Annotated in this window: 15 protein-coding genes; 8 read left to right on the forward strand and 7 right to left on the reverse strand. The window is 68.2% G+C overall.

Features of this window, described 5'->3' with window-relative positions:
- Window positions 1–112: 112 nt before the first annotated feature.
- Complete coding sequence (locus tag ACSHSS_RS22440; protein ID WP_012216553.1) at window positions 113–1,027, reverse strand: glutaminase; 915 nt, start codon at window positions 1,025–1,027, stop codon at window positions 113–115.
- Between the two features lie 4 nt (window positions 1,028–1,031).
- Window positions 1,032–1,256 carry a hypothetical protein gene (locus ACSHSS_RS22445; protein ID WP_043280370.1) on the reverse strand — a complete coding sequence of 75 codons (225 nt, stop codon included), beginning with the start codon at window positions 1,254–1,256 and terminating at the stop codon, window positions 1,032–1,034.
- On the opposite strand from ACSHSS_RS22445, the gene ACSHSS_RS22450 reads away from it, so the two are divergent.
- Together ACSHSS_RS22450 and ACSHSS_RS22455 are read left to right on the forward strand one after the other, a co-directional pair.
- Window positions 1,255–1,962: a response regulator gene (locus ACSHSS_RS22450; RefSeq protein ID WP_006396502.1), complete on the forward strand. Its 708-nt coding sequence runs from the start codon at window positions 1,255–1,257 to the stop codon at window positions 1,960–1,962. The genes ACSHSS_RS22445 and ACSHSS_RS22450 overlap by 2 nt on opposite strands.
- A 70-nt stretch (window positions 1,963–2,032) precedes the next feature.
- The gene (locus ACSHSS_RS22455) at window positions 2,033–3,163 is read left to right on the forward strand and encodes an ATP-binding protein (RefSeq protein WP_006412463.1); all 1,131 of its coding nucleotides are present in this window, start codon (window positions 2,033–2,035) and stop codon (window positions 3,161–3,163) included.
- A gap of 45 nt (window positions 3,164–3,208) precedes the next feature.
- Here the strand turns inward: ACSHSS_RS22455 and ACSHSS_RS22460 are convergent, their stop codons facing one another.
- Genes ACSHSS_RS22460 through ACSHSS_RS22470 form a run of 3 tightly spaced genes read right to left on the reverse strand, consistent with a single transcriptional unit; the run spans window position 3,209 to window position 6,422 of the window.
- Complete coding sequence (locus ACSHSS_RS22460) at window positions 3,209–4,831, reverse strand: TRAP transporter large permease (protein ID WP_006412456.1); 1,623 nt, start codon at window positions 4,829–4,831, stop codon at window positions 3,209–3,211.
- Window positions 4,828–5,406 (reverse strand): TRAP transporter small permease, encoded by a 579-nt coding sequence (locus ACSHSS_RS22465; protein ID WP_006412457.1) that lies wholly within the window; start codon window positions 5,404–5,406, stop codon window positions 4,828–4,830. The genes ACSHSS_RS22460 and ACSHSS_RS22465 overlap by 4 nt, the downstream gene beginning before the upstream one ends.
- Before the next feature lie 20 nt (window positions 5,407–5,426).
- The gene (locus tag ACSHSS_RS22470; protein WP_006412508.1) at window positions 5,427–6,422 is read right to left on the reverse strand and encodes a TRAP transporter substrate-binding protein; all 996 of its coding nucleotides are present in this window, start codon (window positions 6,420–6,422) and stop codon (window positions 5,427–5,429) included.
- 68 nt (window positions 6,423–6,490) lie between these two features.
- Between ACSHSS_RS22470 and ACSHSS_RS22475 the strand changes: the two genes are divergently transcribed.
- Complete coding sequence (locus ACSHSS_RS22475; RefSeq protein ID WP_006412504.1) at window positions 6,491–8,548, forward strand: sensor histidine kinase; 2,058 nt, start codon at window positions 6,491–6,493, stop codon at window positions 8,546–8,548.
- The gene (locus tag ACSHSS_RS22480) at window positions 8,530–9,147 is read left to right on the forward strand and encodes a response regulator transcription factor (RefSeq protein WP_006412503.1); all 618 of its coding nucleotides are present in this window, start codon (window positions 8,530–8,532) and stop codon (window positions 9,145–9,147) included. The genes ACSHSS_RS22475 and ACSHSS_RS22480 overlap by 19 nt, the downstream gene beginning before the upstream one ends.
- 60 nt (window positions 9,148–9,207) lie before the next feature.
- Here ACSHSS_RS22480 and ACSHSS_RS22485 read toward each other — a convergent pair whose 3' ends face one another.
- Complete coding sequence (locus ACSHSS_RS22485) at window positions 9,208–11,622, reverse strand: patatin-like phospholipase family protein (RefSeq protein ID WP_217031565.1); 2,415 nt, start codon at window positions 11,620–11,622, stop codon at window positions 9,208–9,210.
- A 256-nt stretch (window positions 11,623–11,878) separates the two neighbouring features.
- Here ACSHSS_RS22485 and ACSHSS_RS22490 point away from each other — a divergent pair, with 256 nt between their 5' ends.
- The 3 genes from ACSHSS_RS22490 (at window position 11,879) to ACSHSS_RS22500 (ending at window position 15,662) form a co-directional block, all read left to right on the forward strand.
- Entirely contained in the window at window positions 11,879–12,913 is a 1,035-nt protein-coding gene (locus ACSHSS_RS22490; RefSeq protein WP_006412496.1) for a rod shape-determining protein, read from the forward strand.
- A 179-nt stretch (window positions 12,914–13,092) separates the two neighbouring features.
- Entirely contained in the window at window positions 13,093–15,315 is a 2,223-nt protein-coding gene (locus tag ACSHSS_RS22495; RefSeq protein WP_006412455.1) for an amylo-alpha-1,6-glucosidase, read from the forward strand.
- A 95-nt stretch (window positions 15,316–15,410) separates the two neighbouring features.
- Window positions 15,411–15,662 (forward strand): hypothetical protein, encoded by a 252-nt coding sequence (locus ACSHSS_RS22500; RefSeq protein WP_006412444.1) that lies wholly within the window; start codon window positions 15,411–15,413, stop codon window positions 15,660–15,662.
- A gap of 469 nt (window positions 15,663–16,131) precedes the next feature.
- Here ACSHSS_RS22500 and penR read toward each other — a convergent pair whose 3' ends face one another.
- Entirely contained in the window at window positions 16,132–17,034 is a 903-nt protein-coding gene (gene penR, locus ACSHSS_RS22505; RefSeq protein WP_006412452.1) for a beta-lactamase transcriptional regulator PenR, read from the reverse strand.
- 127 nt (window positions 17,035–17,161) lie between these two features.
- Between penR and blaPEN-A the strand changes: the two genes are divergently transcribed.
- Window positions 17,162–18,070 (forward strand): PEN-A family class A beta-lactamase, encoded by a 909-nt coding sequence (gene blaPEN-A / locus ACSHSS_RS22510; protein WP_006412467.1) that lies wholly within the window; start codon window positions 17,162–17,164, stop codon window positions 18,068–18,070.
- The last annotated feature ends 2 nt before the right edge of the window (window positions 18,071–18,072 follow it).

Here is an 18,072-nt window from a genome sequence, read left to right on the forward strand (position 1 = left end):
ACTCTCCTTGGGAGCATGTTATGCCTTAAACACAAAATTCCTGACAGGCCCATGCGCGCCCATGCAAATCTGCCGCCGCTGCGGCAGATAAGGCACGCCCGACTTCACCCCCTCAAAAAATCGACCTTCCCGAATAAGTCGTCAACCACTCCAACGCCAACGTCCCCGCCAACGAATTCCCGTTCGCATCGAGCCCCGGCGCCCACACGCAGACCGCCATCTCGCCGGGCAGCACCGCAACGATCCCGCCGCCGACGCCGCTCTTCGCCGGCAGCCCGACGCGATAGACGAAATCCCCGGCCGCGTCATAAGTGCCACAGGTCAGCATCAGCGCCGACAGCCGTTTCGCCGAACTCGGATCGACGATCCGCTCCCCGGTCGCAGGCGCCACGCCCCCGTTCGCAAGAAACAACGCGGCGCGCGCGAGCTCGACGCAGTTCATCGTGATCGCACACTGGCGGCAATACGCATCGACGACCGTTTCCGGCGGCATCTGCATGTTGCCGAAGCTCGCCATGAAATGCGCCATCGCGCGATTGCGCTCCGCATGCTGCAGCTCCGACAGCGCGACGCGCGAATCGTAGTCGATGTCGTTCGCGCCGATCAGCCGCCGCACGAATTCGACGAGCGCGGTTTCGGCCTTCACGAAGCGGCGGCACAGCACGTCGGTGACGACGAGCGCGCCCGCATTGATGAACGGATTGCGCGGCTTGCCGCGCTCGCTTTCGAGCTGCACGAGCGAATTGAACGCGGTGCCGGACGGTTCCCGGCCGACGCGTTCCCACAGCGCATCGCCGAGCAGCTGGAACGCGAGCGTGCACGCGAACAGCTTCGAAATGCTCTGGATCGAGAAGCGCTCCTGCGCGTCGCCGACCGTGTAAACGTTGCCGTCGAGCGTGACGACCGCCATCCCGAACTTGTCGGCGGGCACTTTCGCGAGCTCGGGAATGTAGTCGGCCACGCGCCCCTGGCCGATCCAGGGGGCGAGTTCGGTATGGATGCGTTCGAGAATCGGTTGGTAGTTCATCAGATCAGGCAAGGGCGGCGCGCCGCCCGGATTCCGGCGAGCCCGTATGGAACCGTTTCGGCGTCGATTCGTCAAGCAGGCCGGCGTCGCGCCGCCTGTCCCCGATTTTGCCGATCGCGTCACCGGCGGTCCTCAAGCGCAGTATCATGCGGTACGTTTCGGCCGCCGGCCGGCAGCGGGCGCCGTCCGCACCGCCGCGGTTTCCCCGTACGAATTCACCGTTACCCATGTCTTTCCGCATCCTGCTCGTCGAAGACGACGTCCGCCTGTCCACGCTGATCGCCGGCTATCTGCGCAAGAACGACTATGAAGTCGACACTGTGCTGCACGGCGATGCCGCGGTGCCGGCGATCCTGTCCACGCGCCCGGATCTCGTCATTCTCGACGTGAACCTGCCCGGCAAGGACGGCTTCGAGATCTGCCGCGACGCGCGTCAGCACTACGACGGCGTCATCATCATGGTGACGGCGCGCGACGAGCCGTTCGACGAACTGCTCGGCCTCGAGATCGGCGCCGACGATTACGTGCACAAGCCGGTCGAGCCGCGCATCCTGCTCGCACGCATCAAGGCGCAATTGCGCCGCGCGCCCGCGCGTGTCGCGGAAGGCGCCCCGCAGCCGGAGCGCTATACGTTCGGCAAGTTCTCGATCGACCGCACCGACCGCAGCGTCGTGCTGCCCGACGGCAGCACGCCCGATCTGACCTCGGCGGAATTCGACCTGCTGTGGGTGCTGGTCTGCCGTGCGGGCGAAGTGGTGAGCCGCGACGACCTGATGCTGCAGTTGCGCGGCGTCGAATTCGACGGGCTCGACCGGACGATCGACGGCCGCATCTCGAAGCTGCGTCGCAAGCTGCGCGACGACGCGAGCAACCCGCAGCGGATCAAGACGATCCGCAGCAAGGGTTACCAGTTCAGCAAGCACGCATGGGAGTGAGGGTGCGTTTTCCCATGAACGTGCGTCGGCGTGCGGCGGCTGCGTCCGGCAGCGACGGCGGGGTGCCGCGATGATCCACAAGTCGCGCTCGCAACCGAATGCGCCGCGGCTGTCGCCGCTGCGCTACATCAAATGGCGCTGGCTGCATTTCCGCCGCGCGTGGACCGACACGCGCTCGGATCGCATCCCGAGCTGGTCGCGCCTCTACCTGCGGACTTATCTGCATCTGCTTGGCCTCGTGCTGCTGACCGCGCTCGTGCCGGCGCTTGCGTTGTGCATCGTGCTGTCGCCGGAAGTCGTGTGGCATTCGTTCGACGCGCTGCCGGGCGACATCTGGATCGTGCTCGCGTTCGTGTTCGTCGCGCCGGCGCTCGCCGCATACCGATGGATGCGGCCGGTCTGGTCGGATCTCGTGATGGTGCGCGAACGCGCGATCGACTTTACGGGCGGTCGCTTCAACACGCGCGCACGCGAATCGCGCAGCGTGATCATCGGTCCGCTCGCACGTACGCTGAATGCGCTCGCGATGCGGATGGAACGCCTGATCGCCGCACAGCGCGATCTGACGAACGGCATTTCGCACGAATTGCGCACGCCGCTCGCGCGCGTGCGTTTCGCGCTTGAGATGCTGCGCGAGCCGGGTTCCGAAGCCGAGTACCGCAGCGCACTCGACAGCATCGCGCAGGACGTGACCGAGCTCGACGAACTGATCGACATGAGCCTCACCTACGCACGCCTCGAATACAGTTCGCTGCAGTCGAATCTCGAGATGACCGCGCTCGTCGCGTGGTTCGAGCACCAGGTGAGCGATGCGCAGCTGCTCTATCCGGAGCGGACGATCGAATCGCGGATCGCGATCGAGTCGGATCTTCGCGTGAAGATGGACCGGCGGCTGATGTCGTACGCGATGCGCAATCTGCTGCGCAATGCGAGCAAGTACGCGGCGTCGCGGATCATCGTCGGGATCGCACTGCGTCACGGCAATATCGCGGTGTTCGTCGAGGACGACGGCCCCGGTGTCCCCGAGAACGAACGCGAGCGCATCTTCGACGCGTTCGTGCGGCTCGACCGCCGTACGGGCGGCTACGGGCTCGGGCTCGCAATTTCGCGGCAGGTGCTGCACGCGCACAACGGGCGGATCGCGGTCGTCGATCCGCTCGAGCTCGGCGGCGCGCGCTTCGAGATCAGCTGGCCGATCTAGACGGCGGCCGCCGCCCCCGCCGCTTTGGCGCACGCGTGGGATGCGTCACCGCATCAGCCCCGGCAGCCACAGCGAGATCGCCGGCACGTAGGTCACGAGCAGCAGGAAGCCGAGCATTGCGGCGAGCCACGGCGCGACCGCGACGGTCAGCTCGGTAATGCCCATCCGCGTGATGCCGCTCGCCACGTACAGGTTGAGTCCGACAGGCGGATGGCACATGCCGACTTCCATGTTCACGACCATCAAAATGCCGAAGTGAATCGGATCGATGCCGAGCTGGCGCGCGACGGGGAACAGGATCGGCGCCATGATCAGCACGATCGACGACGGCTCCATCACGTTGCCGGCCATCAGCAGTAGCACGTTCACGACGAGCAGGAAGCCGATCGGGCCGAGCCCCTGGTCGAGGATCCAGCTCGCCATCTGCTGCGGGATGTTCTCCGAAGTCATCAGGAACGAGAACAGCACCGCGTTGGTGATGATGTAGAGCAGCATTGCGCTCATGCTGGCCGAGTCGAGCAGCACCTTCGGCACGCGCCTGAGCGGCAGGTCGCCGTAGACGCACGTCGACACGAGGAACGCGTAGACGGCGCTCATTGCGGCGGCCTCGGTCGGCGTGAAGACGCCCGAATAGATGCCGCCCATCACGACCACGATCAGCAGCAGCCCCCACACGCTTTCCCAGTAGGTGGTCCAGACCCGTTGCGCCTCGGCGCGCAGCAGCGTCGGGTGCGTAAAGCGCCGGCCGACGCGGTAGGCGACGTACAGCCACGCGAGCGCCACCGCGACGCCGATCAGCCCGATGCCGGCCGCGAGGCCGGGCGCGGCGGCGCGCAGCAGCAGGTAGAGCAGCCCGATCAGCACCGCGGGCGGCACGACGGAGAACGCGACGCAGAGCAGCAGGCCCCACAGCGCGTGGCCGGTCGCCGCGAGCGGGCCGTAGCCGTCGAATTCGCGAAAGCGCGGATAGCCGTTGCGGCGCGCGATGAACCAGGTCACGAAGCCGAGCAGCAGCGCGAGCAGGATGCCCGGCACGACGCCGGCGAGAAACAGGTCGCCGACCGACGTGTTGGTGGACACCGAGTACAGCACCATCACGATCGACGGCGGAATCAGGATGCCGAGCGAACCGGAGGTGGCGATCACGCCGGCGCCGAAGCGGTTCGGGAATCCCTGGCGGACCATCGCCGGCAGCAGGATGGAGCCGATCGCCATCACGGTCGCCGGGCTCGAACCGGAAATCGCCGCGAACATCGCGCACGCGAGCACGCCGGCCAGCCCGAGGCCGCCATGCATGTGACCGACGATGCTGGTCGCGAACGCGATCATCCGCCGGGCGACGCCGCCATGCGTCAGGAAGCCGCCCGCGAGGATGAAGAACGGGATCGCCATGATCTCGAAGTTCTCGATGCCGGTAAACAGCTTCAGCGCGACCGATTCGATCGGCACGGCGGTCATCGTGAACAGGTAGGTGAGTACCGTCAGGCCGAGCGCGATCGACACCGGCATGCCGGTCAGCAGCAGCCCGATCAGCAGGCAGAAGATGAACGCGCTCTTGCCGAATCCGACGAGCAGCGCGCCGAGCAGTACGACGACGATGCCGAAGATGACGCGCGTGACGCGCGGATTGCCGACCGCGGGCGCGGCGAGCGGCTGGCTCTGGCTCATGACTGCACTCCTTGCGGAACGGGCGTGGACGGCGCGGGCGCATCGAGCCCGTCGACCTGCGCATGATCGTGTTTCGGCAGCTCGCCGCTGCGCAGGAAGTGCAGCGCAACCTGCAGGAAGCGGAAGCACATCAGGTATGAGCCGAGCGGCACGCACAGAAACACGATCCAGCGCGGCAGTTCGAGATCGGGCGACACCTGGTCGGTTTGCGCGAGTGCCCAGACGAAACGCGCGCCGAGCGTGCCGACCACGCCGGTGAACAGCGCGCCGGCCAGCAGCCCGAACACGATGCACACGCGCCGCGCGGGCGGCTGCAGCCGGTTGATCATCACGTCGACGCCGACATGGATGCCGGTGCGCACGCCATAGGCCGCACCGAACTTGGCCATCCACACGAACAGGTAGATGCAGAGCTCCTGCGCCCAGCTCAGATCGAGCGCGAGCAGCCAGTCCTGCAGATACGGAATCGCGATGCCGGACGCGTAGCGATGCATCACGGCGACGAAGATCACGAGCGTCGCCACGCCCATCAGCGTCGCGATCAGCCATTCCTCGAGGCGGTCGAGCAGTTTCATGGCGGCAGCCCTCGCGACGGCTACATCGACTGGCCGGTCGCGCGGTACACGTCGCGCACGAGATCCGCGCCGATCCGCTGTTCCTGGTCGCGATGCACCTTCGACAACGCCTTCTTCCAGTCAGCGGTCTGCGCGGGCGTCAGCGAAATCAGTTCGGTCTTGCCGGTCGCCTTGATCTTTGCGAGCGCGTCGTCGTTCTCGCGTTTCGCGATCTCGTTCGCGTAGCGCGTCGCGTCGCGCATCGCGCCTTCGAGCGCGGTCCGCACGTCGTCGGGCAGCCCGCTCCAGAACTTGCGATTGACGATTACCGCATAGCCGATATAGCCGTGATTGGAGACCGTCACATACTTCTGCACCTCGTTCATCCGCTGCGTGTACAGGTTCGACGGCGTGTTCTCGGTGCCGTCCACCACGCCCGTCTGCAAGCCCTGATAGACCTCGGAGAACGCCATCACCTGCGGAATCGCATTCAATGCGCGGAACTGCGCATCGAGCACCTTCGACGACTGGATCCGCATCTTCAGGCCGCGGAAATCGGCCGGCTCGCGCAGCGGCCGGTTCGCGCTCATTACCTTGAAGCCGTTGTCCCAGTAAGCGAGGCCTGTGATCCCCTTCGATTCGAGCTTGGCCATGAGCCGCTTGCCGACGGGACCGTCGGTGACCTTGTGCAGCGCGTCGTAGCTGTCGAACAGATAGGGCAGATCGAACAGTTCGAATTCCTTCGCACCGAGCGGGCCGAACTTCGCGAGCGAAGGCGCGAGCATCTGGACCGACCCGAGTTGCAGCGCCTCCAGTTCCTCCTTATCCTTGTACAGCTGACTGTTCGGATAGACCTCCACCTTGACGCGTCCGTTGGTGCGCGTTTCGGCGAGCTTCTTGAAGTAGTCGGCCGCCTTGCCCTTCGGCGTGTCGGCGGCCACGACATGACTGAACTTGATGACGATCGGCTGCTGCGCGGCCGCGGTGAGCGCGAAGGCGGACAGGCACAGGCCCGTGACAACACGGCGCAGGTTCATGGTTTGTCTCCTCGTTGAATGCTTGCCTGCACGGTCGGCAGGTGGCGCCCAGTCTCGGTTTTCGATGCATGTCGGACAATACGTACTTCCCACATTCGGAAGCGGCACCTGCGACGGGCATGTCGAACGGCGCCGGCGCGCCCGGCCGTTTCGCGCAGCAGCGCTGGCGCGTGCTGTTGCCGTTCGCCGCGATCGGGCTGATCGTCGCGGGCGCATTTGCGGCGCCGTTGCTTGCGATGCGCTTCGAACGCGCGCAGCGTCACGAGCAGCTGATTTCGGACACGCTATGGGCGCAGCAGTCGCTCGGCTTCGAGGCGCAGCGGCTTGCCGAGGCGATGCAGATCGTCGGCACGGATCTCGCGGCCGATCCCGCGCCGGACCTGTTCATGCGGCGCGCGGCGGAGTTGCTGCAGCGCAGCCCCGAAGTCGTCGTGCTATGCCGGCTCGAACGCGCGCTCGCCGCGATGCAGTGCTTTCCCGGCGGCCCCGCGGGCGCCGCGATATCGCACGACGCGGCCGCCGCGGAATGGCGCGATACGGCCGAGCGCGCGCGGCGGCTCGGCCGTCCGGTCGCATCGCTTGCGGACGCACGGGCGGGCACGCCGCGCGTCGCATTGCTCGTCGTGCCGACGCCGGGCGGCGCGGGCCGCGCGATGGCCGCGCTCGTGTCGATCGAGCGGCTGCTGACGGCGACGCTACCGTGGTGGTTCGCGCATGAGAATGCGATCACGCTGACCGATCCGCGCGGCGACCTGATCGCGGTGCACGATCCGCGTGTCGAGGGCCGCGGCGTCTACACGCACCGCATCGAAGTCGGCTTTGCCGATCAGACGTTCTACCTCGAAGCGAACAGCACGCGCGGGCCGCCGTACCTGGTGCCGAACCTGCTGAGCGGCGCCGTCGCGGCGTTGTCGCTGCTGCTGGCCTGGTCGGTCTGGCGGCTGTGGCGCGACCTGGTGCGCCGCGCTCGCGCCGAATATGCGCTGCGCGAGCAGCAGGCGCTGCGCCAGGCGATGGAGGACTCGCTGGTGTCCGGCCTGCGCACGCGCGATCTCGACGGCCGCATTACCTACGTGAACGCCGCGTTCTGCGAGATGGTCGGTTATCGCGCGGACGAACTGATCGGCTGCGCGCCGCCGATGCCGTACTGGGCACCCGAGTTCTCCGAGCGCTCGTCGCAGCGCCACGCGCAGCTGCTGTCGGGCACGCTGCCGCGTCACGCGTACGAATCGGTGTTCCTGCGCCGCGACGGCGAGCGACTGACGGTGCTGATCAACGAGGCGCCGCTGCGCGACGGCACCGGCCGGCAGGTCGGCTGGACCGCGTCGATCGTCGACATCAGCGAGCAGAAGCGCACGCAGGAACTGCAGCGCACGCAGAACGAGCAGCTCCATCACATGTCGCGAGTGATGACGATGGGAGAGATGGCGTCCGCGCTCGCGCACGAACTGAACCAGCCGCTCGCCGCGGCCAACAGCTACTGCACCGCGGCGTTGAACCTGATGACGGGCGACGCGCCGCTGGACGATGCCGGCGGCCCGCGCGAACTGCTCGCGAAGGGGCGGCACCAGGTCGAGCGGGCCGGCCAGATCATCCGGCGGGTTCAGCAGTTCGTGCGCAAGACCACGCCGTCGCTCGGGCCGGTCGCGCCCGATGCGGTGATCACCGGCCTGCTGCCGCTCGTGCAGTTGCAGACCAGCCGCTCGGGCGAACGCGTCGACACGGTGCTGGAACCCGCGTTGCCGTCGGTGCTGGCCGATCGCGTGCTGCTCGAACAGGTGCTGCTGAATCTCACGCGCAATGCGTTCGACGCGATGGCGCACTTGCCGGCGGCCGAGCGGATCGTGCTGATCCGCGCGGAACGGATCGCGGCGTCGGACGGCGATCCGGCCGTCGTGCGGATCGGCGTGCGCGATCGCGGTCGCGGGCTGCCCGACGAAGCGCGCGACGCGCTGGAGCGGCCGTTCTTCACGACCAAGCCGGACGGCATGGGGATGGGCATCGCGGTTTGCCGCTCGGCGCTCGAGACGATGCATTCGCGTTTGCGCTACGCGCCGTCCGGCGACGGCGCGTGTTTCTACTTCGACTTGCGGATTACCGAAGAGTCATGCGGAATCTCTACCTGATCGACGACGACGACGTCATTCGCGATGCGCTCGACGCGCTGTTCCGTTCGCGCGGGCTGGCCGCGCGAGCGTTCGGCGATGCGCGCGCATTCCTTGATGCATGGCGCGAAGACGCGCTCGCTCGTGCGCCCGCGTGCCTGCTGATCGATGTCCGGATGCCGGGAATGAGCGGTTTCGAGCTGTTCGCGCAACTGCGCGACGCGGGGCTCGGCGCGCATCATGCAGTGGTGTTCCTGACCGGGCACGGCGACATTCCGATGGCGGTCGATGCGTTGCGGGCCGGCGCCTACGATTTCCTCGAAAAGCCGTTCTCCGACAACCGGCTGGTCGACCGCGTGGTCGCCGGGCTCGATCATGCCTACGCGCACGCGGCGCCGCCCGAAGCGACGCCCGACGAGCGGTTCGCGAACCTGACGCCGCGCGAGCGCGCGATCGCCGAACGAATCGTCGCCGGCTGCACGAACCGCGAAATCGCCGACGCGCTGCGCATCAGCGTCCGGACCGTCGAGGTGCACCGCGCGCGGGTATTCGAGAAGCTCGACGTGAAGAATGCGATCGGGCTCGCACGGTTGTGCACGCGCGCGGCGCGCTCTGCATAGCGAGCGGCCGGCGAGAACGGGTGCCGGCCGGCTACCCGTTCTCGCCGCACCGTCCGCACGTCAGTAGGTGCGGCCGAGCTGCAGATAGATGTTGCGCCGGCCGCCCGGCGCGAGCGCGACGCCCATGTACAGCGGGCCGAACGCCGTCGACAGGCTCGTGAAGAACGTATAGCTCTGCTTGAGCACGCCGCCGCCGACCTGCACGCCGCTCGACCACACGTTGCCGACTTCCGCGCTCGCGCCGACCGACAGCGCCTTGATCGGCGACGCGTTGAACGTCATCAGCTGATTCATGTAGGTCACGTTGCCGTACGCGAGCTCGTTGCCGGTCAGCTGGTCGGCCGCATACGCGGCCAGATGCTGGAACCCGCCGAGCGTGAAGTTGAACGCGTTGATCAGGTTGGTGCCGCCGATGCTCTTGCCGCCCTCGATCGTCGCGCTGACGCTGTGCCGGCCGAACTGCTGCGCAATCATCGCCTTGCCGTAGATCTCGGTGTAGGGCGTGTTGGAGATCCCGTCGCCGAATTCCTGCGTGGACTGGCTGTTGTGCGACCACAGCGAGCGTTCGACGCGCAATTCGGTGAAGTAGCCGCGGCGCGGGAACATCGGATCGTCGAGCTGATCGATGACGAGCCGCGCGCGCGCGGTCAGCGCCTGCGACGAGAAGGTCGGCCAGAACAGCGACCCGCTCGTGTCGTCGATCGGCAGGTTGTAGTTCGGCGAGCCGTGCCCGGTGACATAGCCGATGCCCATCCGGAAGTCGCCGAGCCGCGCGATCGGCAACCCGAAGTCGAGCCCCGTGCGTGTCGTCTGCATCAGGTACTGGTTCAGCTTCACTTCGCCGCTGTCGTCGTACAGGTTGACGTAGCGGCGCTGGTATTCCGCATAGGGCGAAATATAGAGACCGTAGGCGCCCGGCAACGGCTGGCGCAGTTCGACGCGCGCCGACTGCAGGTCGCTGCCGATCGTCGTATCCGCGCGGAACTCGAGACCCGATTCGGTGAGCCACGGCCGCCGGTAGCCGACATGCAGGCGGAAGCCGCCCTCGTCGGTCGAGCTGCTCGACATGCCGAGGCCGAACAGCAGGAAATTCGGCCCCCAGTATTTTTCCCGCGCGTTGATCTCGAGCACGTTGTCGTCGCCGCGGCTCACGATCTGCTGCGTGACGCTTTCGAAGTTGCCGCCCGTCGTCAGCGCGAGCAGGTCCTGGCTGACTTGCTTCGGATCGTAGATGTCGCCGCGCTTCACGTGCAGCGCGTCGCTGACGACGCGCTTGGGCACGCCGCCGCTCGTCTTGATGTCGATGCGCGTGATCCGGATCGGCGGCGGCAGCGGCTGCGCGTGCGCGGACCGGTAGGCCGCATAGTCGGCGGGCGACAGCGCGAATCGTTTGAGCCGCGGCAGCGCGGCGGTGGCGGCGGCCGCCCCGGCGGCGATCGCCTGGTTCGCGCTCTGGAAATCGGTGAACGCGATCGTGCCGAGGTCGGGCGTGAGCAGCACGTCCTGCGCGTGCAGCTGCTTGCGCTGCGACGTCACGTTCTGCCGGATCAGGATGCCGACCATCTGCTGCATCACGTCCGCAGGCGAGGCGAGTGCATCGAGCGGGCGCAGCGGCGAGCCGATGTCGACGGCGATCACGACGTCCGCGCCCATGCGCCGCGCGGTGTCGACGGGCAGGTTGCTGACGAGCCCGCCGTCGACGAGCGCGCGCCCGTTGATCTCGGCCGGCGCGAACAGGCCCGGCATCGCCATGCTCGCGCGGATCGCGAGCGGCAGCGAACCGTGGTCGAGCACGACCATCTGGCCGGTCTGCAGGTCGGTCGCGACCGCGCGATACGGGATCGGCAGCCGGTCGAACGGCTGGTTGGTCGGCACCGCGGCGGTCCAGTCCGCGAGCAGCGCCTGCAGCCGGTTGCCCTGCACGAGGCCGGCCGGCGCCTTCACGCCTTTCGCGCCGAAACCGAGCGTGAGCCCGTTGATGTAATAGCGTTCGTCCTCGCGGCGGCTTTGCGGCAGGTCCGCGCGCTCGGTCACGTCGAACGCGATGTCGGCGAGATCGATCTGCGACAGCCGTTTCTGCATGTCTTCGGCCGGCATCCCGCTCGCATATAGCCCGCCGACGACCGCCCCCATGCTCGTGCCGGCGATGCAGTCGATCGGAATGCGGTTGTCCTCGAGCACCTTCAGGACGCCCAGATGGGCATAGCCGCGCGCACCGCCGCCGGACAGCGCAAGGCCGATCGACGGGCGGCCGCTCGGGCCGCCGTCGGCGACGCAGACGTGCGACGTCGCGTCGTCGGCCGGCGCGGAAGCGGCCGAAACGGCCGAAGCGGCAGCGGAGGCGGAACCGGAATCGGTCGCGGCGGTGCCCGCGGCGGGCAGCGGCTGCGCGGCGGCCGTGGCGCACCAGAGGGCGACGAGCATCGTGCAGAGGTGGCGCACCCCCGGCCGGCGGAAAGAGGCGGTCGCTGTCATTGTCATTGTGAAATACCTGACGGGAACGGGCGTCGGAGGCCTGCCGGGAGCAGGCGAGACCGAGAGATTAACGTGTTTTGCGCGCCCGGCGTGAGCGGCGGCCGGACCTCGGGCGCAGCCGGCCGCGCGTTGCCGGTCATTTCGTCGCGAAAAAATCATCAGAATTGCCTAAAGTATCGGAACGAATTGCCGCTAATGCCGGGAAGCGGCCGCGTGCGGGCCGGCCGCGCGCTCCCTTCGTTTACAAAGGCTCGATATGTCGACACCGCTGTTCGGAAAGTTGTTTGCGCAACCCGTTGCGATCGATCCGGGAACGGCGAGCACGCGAATCTATACGCACGATCGCGGCGTCGTGCTGAATCAGCCGTCGGTCGTCTGCTTCCGCAAGGCGGGCGGCGCCGCGTCGCGCTCGACGCTCGCGGCGGTCGGCGAGCTTGCCAAGGCGCTGCTCGGCCGCGAACCGGCGCATATCGAGGCCGTGCGGCCGATGCAGCACGGCGTGATCGCCGACGCGCACGCGGCCGGGCAGATGATTCGCCGGTTCATCGACATGTCGGACACGCGCTCGCGGTTCGGCCGCCGGATCGAGGTGACGCTCTGCGTGCCGTCCGATGCGACGGCGGTCGAGCGCCGCGCGCTGCGCGAGGCGGCGTTCGCGGCCGGCGTGTCGGAAGTCGCGCTGATCGACGAGGCGCTCGCGGCGGCGCTCGGCGCGGGGCTGCCGGTCACCGAGCCGGTCGGCTCGATGGTCGTCGACATCGGCGGCGGCACGACCGAAGTCGCGGTGATCTCGCTCGGCGGGATCGTCTATCGCGAAGCGATCCGCGTCGGGGGCGACCAGTTCGACGAAGCGATCATCAACCATGTGCGCGGCCTGCACGGCGTGCTGCTCGGCGAGCAGACGGCCGAACACGTGAAGAAGACGATCGGCTCCGCGACGCGCGCGGTGCCGCGCCGGACCGCGCCGGCGATCGGCCGCGGCGTCGAGGACGGCCTGCCGCGCGCGATCGAGCTGTCGAACCACGATGTCGCGGACGCGCTCGCGGCGCCGCTCAAGCAGGTGATCGGCACCGTGAAGTCCGTGCTCGAGAACGCGCCGGCCGAACTCGTGACGGACATCGCGCATCGCGGCATCGTGCTGACGGGCGGCGGCGCGCTGCTCGCCGATCTCGAACGGCTGCTGCGCGACGAAACGGGGCTGGACGCCCGCATCGCCGACGATCCCGCCACTTGCGCCGTGCGCGGCGCGGGCGAGGCGAGAGGGCGACTCGCGGTGCGCGCGCTCGGCTGACGCCGCACACGCGGGGCGGCGCGGGAATCGGCGGCCGTCGCGCGTCTTTCAAGCGGCCGACGGCGCGCGCCTGCGCGTCGCGATACGGCCACGCACGCTGCGCGCATGCATCGATCTGACCTATCCTGTGCGAAACACGCGACGTGCGCCGCGCGTCGCGCTTCGACACAGGAGCATCGATGGCGAATCACGACGAAGCAACGACGACCCAGGCGCCGCAAGTCGCGCCTGTTCCCCCGGCGCAAGCGTCGGGCCCCGTGTTCATTGCGCCCGAAGCCGATGCACAGGCGCCGGCGCGCAACAACCAGTACGTCCTGAAATCCGGCGACGCGTTCGTGGTCAGCGACGCGCTCGGCGACATCGGCGGCCGCGACGACGGCCTGTTCGTCGACGACATGCGCGTGCTGTCGACATGGCGGCTGACGTTCGGCGGCCGCGCGCCGTCGCTGCTGTCCGGCGCGACGAGCGCGGACAACGCGTCGTTCACCGCGCACCTGACGAACCGCCCGCTGCCGCCGCTCGGCGGCCGCGAGACGCCCGAGGGCGTGATCCATATCGAGCGGATGCGCGTGCTCGAAGGCGACGTGCTTTACGAGGCGCTGACGCTGACCAACTACGGCGCGACCGAAGCGGAAGTGCCGCTGTCGCTGTCGTTCGCGGCCGATTTCAAGGACATGTTCGAGGTGCGCGGCACGCCGCGTCCGAAGCGCGGCACGATTGCCGAGCCGTGCGTCGCCGAAGGCGCGGTGCGGATGCGCTACGACGGTCTCGACGGCGTCGAGCGCAACGTCACCGTGCATTTCTCGCCGGCGCCGGACGCGCTGTCGGTCGACCGCGCCGACTACACGCTGACGATCGCCGCGCAGGCCTGCGTGTCGATCTATCTGACCGTCGCGGCCACCGTCGGCGAGCGGCCGAGCGAAGCGCCGGGCTGCGGCCGCGTCGCGCTGCGCACGGCGCTGGTCGGCGTGCATCGCGCGATGCGCGCGCGGCGCGAGACGATGGCGCGCGTGCGGACCGGCAACCCGCTGTTCGATGCCTGGCTCGACCGTTCGCTCGCCGATCTCGGGCTGCTGACGACGCAGCTCGACACGGGACCGTACCCGTATGCGGGCATTCCGTGGTTTTCGACGCCGTTCGGCCGCGACGCGATCATCACGTCGCTGCAGATGCTGTGGCTGCAGCCATCGCTCGCGCGCGGCGTGCTGCGCTTTCTGGCCGCGCATCAGGCGCACGAGACGTCCGCGTTCCGCGATGCGGAGCCGGGCAAGATCATGCACGAGTTCCGCCGCAGCGAGATGGCGGCAACCGGCGAAGTGCCGTTCGCGCTCTACTACGGCGGCGTCGATACCACGCCGCTGTTCATCGTGCTCGCCGGCGCATACGCCGAACGTACGGGCGACGACGCGCTGATCGACGAGCTCTGGCCCGCGCTCGAAAGCGCCGCGCGCTGGGTCATCGACAAGTGCGACCGCAATCCGTACGGGCTGCTCGACTATCAGCGCACGTCGGAGCGCGGCCTCGCCAATCAGGGCTGGAAGGACAGCCACGATTCGGTGTTCCACGCGGACGGCCGTTTCCCGGACGGGCCGATCGCGCTCGTCGAGGTGCAGGCGTATGCGTGCGCGGCGCTCGACGCGATGGCCGCGTGCTCGCGGCGGCGCGGCCACTCGGCCGATGCGACGCGCTACGCATTGCGTGCAAAGACGCTGCGCGAGCAGGTCGAAGCGTTGTTCTGGATGCCGGAGTCCGGCTTCTACGGCATCGCGCTCGACGGGCATGGCGACCTGTGCCGCGTGCTCGCCTCGAACGCCGGGCATCTGCTCGCGTTCGGCCTGCCCGAACACGCGCGCGGCGCGGCGGTTGCCGACGTGCTCGGCTCGACGCTGTTTCAGACGGGCTGGGGCGTGCGCACGCTCGCGGCCGGCCAGCCGCGCTTCAATCCGATGGCGTATCACAACGGGTCCGTGTGGCCGCACGACAATGCGCTGATCGCGCGCGGGCTCGCGCGCTACGGCGACAAGACGGCCGCGGTGAACCTGCTCGGTGCGCTGTTCGAGGCGGCCGTGAGCTTCGAGATGCGGCTGCCGGAACTGTTCTGCGGCTTTCCGCGCCGGCGCGGCGAGCCGCCGACCGCATATCCGGTCGCGTGCCTGCCGCAGGCGTGGGCGGCAGGTGCGCCGTTCATGATGCTGCAGGCGTGTCTCGGCGTCAGCATCGATGCGGCGCGCCTGGAAGTGCGCGTCGAGCGGCCGGCGCTGCCCGAAGGCGTCTCGTGGCTGCGCATCGACGATCTGCGCGTGGGCGACGAAAGCGTCTCGCTGACGTTCCGCCGCGTCGACGGGCAGGTGGTCGCGGCTGCGTCGGAGCCGGGGCGTGTGAACGTCGTCGCCGTGCTGTAGCGACGGCCGCGCGGGCGTGGCGCGATGTCGCGCCACGTTCGCGCAGCGCGGCATAGAATCGACACATGACCCTTGAACCCACGCGGAGGCACACGATGGCGACCGACAACCGGCCGAATGACGGCGAGCACAAGCTCGAAAATCTCGAGGCGGCAGTCGACCACCTGCACAAGTCGATCGAATCGCAGAGCATCGCGGTCGGCGCCGCGAAGGGCATTCTGTTCAGCCTGATCGAAACGCTCGGCGCGCTGATCGGCGACCCGGACCTGCCCGAGCATGCGCGCTCGGGCTACGAAGCGCTGCGCGACAAGGCGAACGAACTGCGCGGCGGCCTCGAGCGCCATTGAGCCGCGCGGCGCCGTTGCCCGTTTCCTCAGAAACATCGCAAAACGCCGTCCGCTCAATGCGTTACGTGCGCGATGCGCAGGATATCCACAAGCTTGCCAACACAAACTGTGGAGAACCGGCATCGCGCGGTGCGCTCGCGCCGCGCGTCGCATACGAATCGCGGCACGCTGCCGCTGCATTGACGCGCCGCGGCATCGGCGCAAATTCTCCATCTGTATCAAGACGTTACAGCCCGCATCGACGGGATATCCACAGGCTTGCCAACAAAATCTGTGGACAAGCGCCGGCCGATTATGTCGCTTCAGCGCGGAATCCGGCGCGGCGTGACATCGCGCTCGGCCGTGCCTGCGCACGCTGCCCGCTCGCCGCGTCGGCGCCGTAAATCGTGCGCGATCAAGGGCTTAGCGTCCGGATACCCAGGATATCCACATCCTTGCCAACAAAATCTGTGGACAAGCGGCGCGTCGCTCAGTCGGCATCCGCAGCTGCTGAGGCGGCCGCCGATGCCTCGGCCGTAATCCAGTCGCGAAACAGCGTCATCGCGGGTGTCAGCGATTTCGACTTCAGCGACGTGAGCCAGTAGCCGCCCGCGTGCACGTCGATGTCGAGCGGCCGCGCGAGCAGGCCGAGCTGCAGTTCGCGTTCGAACATGCAGGCCGGCGCGAGCGCAATGCCCACGCCCTGCATCGCCGCTTCGACCATCAGTCGCGACGAATCGAACACCGGCCCGTTGACGGTCCACGGTTCGAGCTGCGCGGCGTCGAACCAGCCGAGCCATTCGTCCGTGCGGTACGAGCGCAGCAGCGTTTCGTGCGCGAGATCGGCCGGCTGCGCGAGGCGGCGCGCGATGTCGGGTGCGCACAGCGCCGTGAGCGGCGCGTCGAACAGCCGCTCGTTGCGCGTGGCCGGCCAGTTGCCCTGGCCGAAGCGGATCGCGAAGTCGAGCCCTTCGGCGGCGAGGTCGACGACGTTGTTGTGCGTGCGCAGCCGCAGCTCGACGAACGGATGCGTATCGCGGAAGCGCTTCAGTCGCGGCATTAGCCAGCCTAGGGCAAACGTGCCGACGACACCGAGCGTCAGCACCTGCCGCAGCCGCCCGCCGTCGAACTGCTGGAGCACCGTCTCGATGCGGCTGAACGCATCGCTGAGCACGGGCAGCAGCGCGCGGCCTTCGTCGGTCAGGTCGAGCCCGCGCGGCAAACGCGTAAACAGTGCGCAGCCGAGCCGTTCTTCGAGCGCGCGTACCTGCTGGCTGACTGCCGCCTGCGTGACGCTCAGCTCGAGGCCCGCGCGTGTGAAGTTCAGATGGCGCGCCGACGATTCGAACGCGCGCAAGGCATTGAGCGGAAGGTGAGGGCGGAGCTTGGCCATAAGGTTTTCTTTTGTCAGCGCTCAATTATCGTTGCTTGTCGGGTAACGGTAAAGTGACGATAGTGCTGTCTCGCCGGCCGGCGTTCCGCATTCGTTTCGCGTTCCCTTTCATCACGAGACCTTCGAAATGACTCATTCATCTCAACGTCGAATCCTGTTGCTGGCTGCCGCGACGGCGCCGCTCGCGTTGTCCCTCGGCGCGTGCGCGGCGCGCGATGCGGCGGTGTCCGACGCAGCGTCGCCTGTCGGCGCGTCGCCGGCATCGTTCGCCGCGCTCGAACGCGCAGCCGGCGGCCGGCTCGGCGTCTGCGCGATCGATGCCGCGACCGGCCGGCGCGCGCTGTATCGCGCCGACGAGCGCTTTCCGTTCTGCAGCACCTTCAAGGCGATGCTCGCCGCGGCGGTGCTCGCGCAGAGCGTCGCGCATCCCGGCCTGCTGCAGCAACGCGTGACGTACGGCCGGTCCGATCTCGTCAACTATTCGCCCGTGACCGAGCGGCACGTCGACACCGGCATGACGGTCGCCGAGCTCTGCGCGGCGACGATCCAGTACAGCGACAACACGGCCGCGAACGAGCTGATGAAGCGGATCGGCGGCCCGGCGGCCGTCACGGCCTATGCGCGCTCGATCGGCGACGACACGTTCCGCCTCGATCGCTGGGAGACCGAACTGAACACCGCGCTGCCGGGCGATCTTCGCGACACGACGACGCCCGCTGCGATGGCCGCGAGCCTGCGCGTGCTCGTGCTCGGCGACGCGTTGCCGCCCGCGCAGCGCGCGCAGCTGATCGAATGGCTGCGCGGCAACAAGGTCGGCGACAAGCGCATCCGCGCGGGCGTGCCGACCGGCTGGCGCGTCGGCGACAAGACGGGCACCGGCGACTACGGGACGACGAACGATGCCGGCGTGCTGTGGCCGCCGTCGCGCGCGCCGATCGTGCTTGCCGTCTACTACACGCAGGCGCGTGCCGATGCGAAGGCGAAGGACGAGGTGATCGCGGCCGCGACGCGGATCGCGATCGCGACGCTCGCGTGAGC

Source organism: Burkholderia sp. BC1 (assembly GCF_052683555.1).

Excerpts from the sequence above, each read along its gene's own strand:
- ACSHSS_RS22440 (WP_012216553.1), bottom strand. The coding sequence starts at position 1,027 with ATGAACTACCAACCGATTCTCGAACGCATCCATACCGAACTCGCCCCC.
- ACSHSS_RS22450 (WP_006396502.1), top strand. The coding sequence starts at position 1,255 with ATGTCTTTCCGCATCCTGCTCGTCGAAGACGACGTCCGCCTGTCCACG.
- ACSHSS_RS22445 (WP_043280370.1), bottom strand. The coding sequence starts at position 1,256 with ATGGGTAACGGTGAATTCGTACGGGGAAACCGCGGCGGTGCGGACGGC.
- ACSHSS_RS22455 (WP_006412463.1), top strand. The coding sequence starts at position 2,033 with ATGATCCACAAGTCGCGCTCGCAACCGAATGCGCCGCGGCTGTCGCCG.
- ACSHSS_RS22460 (WP_006412456.1), bottom strand. The coding sequence starts at position 4,831 with ATGAGCCAGAGCCAGCCGCTCGCCGCGCCCGCGGTCGGCAATCCGCGC.
- ACSHSS_RS22465 (WP_006412457.1), bottom strand. The coding sequence starts at position 5,406 with ATGAAACTGCTCGACCGCCTCGAGGAATGGCTGATCGCGACGCTGATG.
- ACSHSS_RS22470 (WP_006412508.1), bottom strand. The coding sequence starts at position 6,422 with ATGAACCTGCGCCGTGTTGTCACGGGCCTGTGCCTGTCCGCCTTCGCG.
- ACSHSS_RS22475 (WP_006412504.1), top strand. The coding sequence starts at position 6,491 with ATGTCGGACAATACGTACTTCCCACATTCGGAAGCGGCACCTGCGACG.
- ACSHSS_RS22480 (WP_006412503.1), top strand. The coding sequence starts at position 8,530 with ATGCGGAATCTCTACCTGATCGACGACGACGACGTCATTCGCGATGCG.
- ACSHSS_RS22485 (WP_217031565.1), bottom strand. The coding sequence starts at position 11,622 with ATGACAGCGACCGCCTCTTTCCGCCGGCCGGGGGTGCGCCACCTCTGC.
- ACSHSS_RS22490 (WP_006412496.1), top strand. The coding sequence starts at position 11,879 with ATGTCGACACCGCTGTTCGGAAAGTTGTTTGCGCAACCCGTTGCGATC.
- ACSHSS_RS22495 (WP_006412455.1), top strand. The coding sequence starts at position 13,093 with ATGGCGAATCACGACGAAGCAACGACGACCCAGGCGCCGCAAGTCGCG.
- ACSHSS_RS22500 (WP_006412444.1), top strand. The coding sequence starts at position 15,411 with ATGGCGACCGACAACCGGCCGAATGACGGCGAGCACAAGCTCGAAAAT.
- penR (WP_006412452.1), bottom strand. The coding sequence starts at position 17,034 with ATGGCCAAGCTCCGCCCTCACCTTCCGCTCAATGCCTTGCGCGCGTTC.
- blaPEN-A (WP_006412467.1), top strand. The coding sequence starts at position 17,162 with ATGACTCATTCATCTCAACGTCGAATCCTGTTGCTGGCTGCCGCGACG.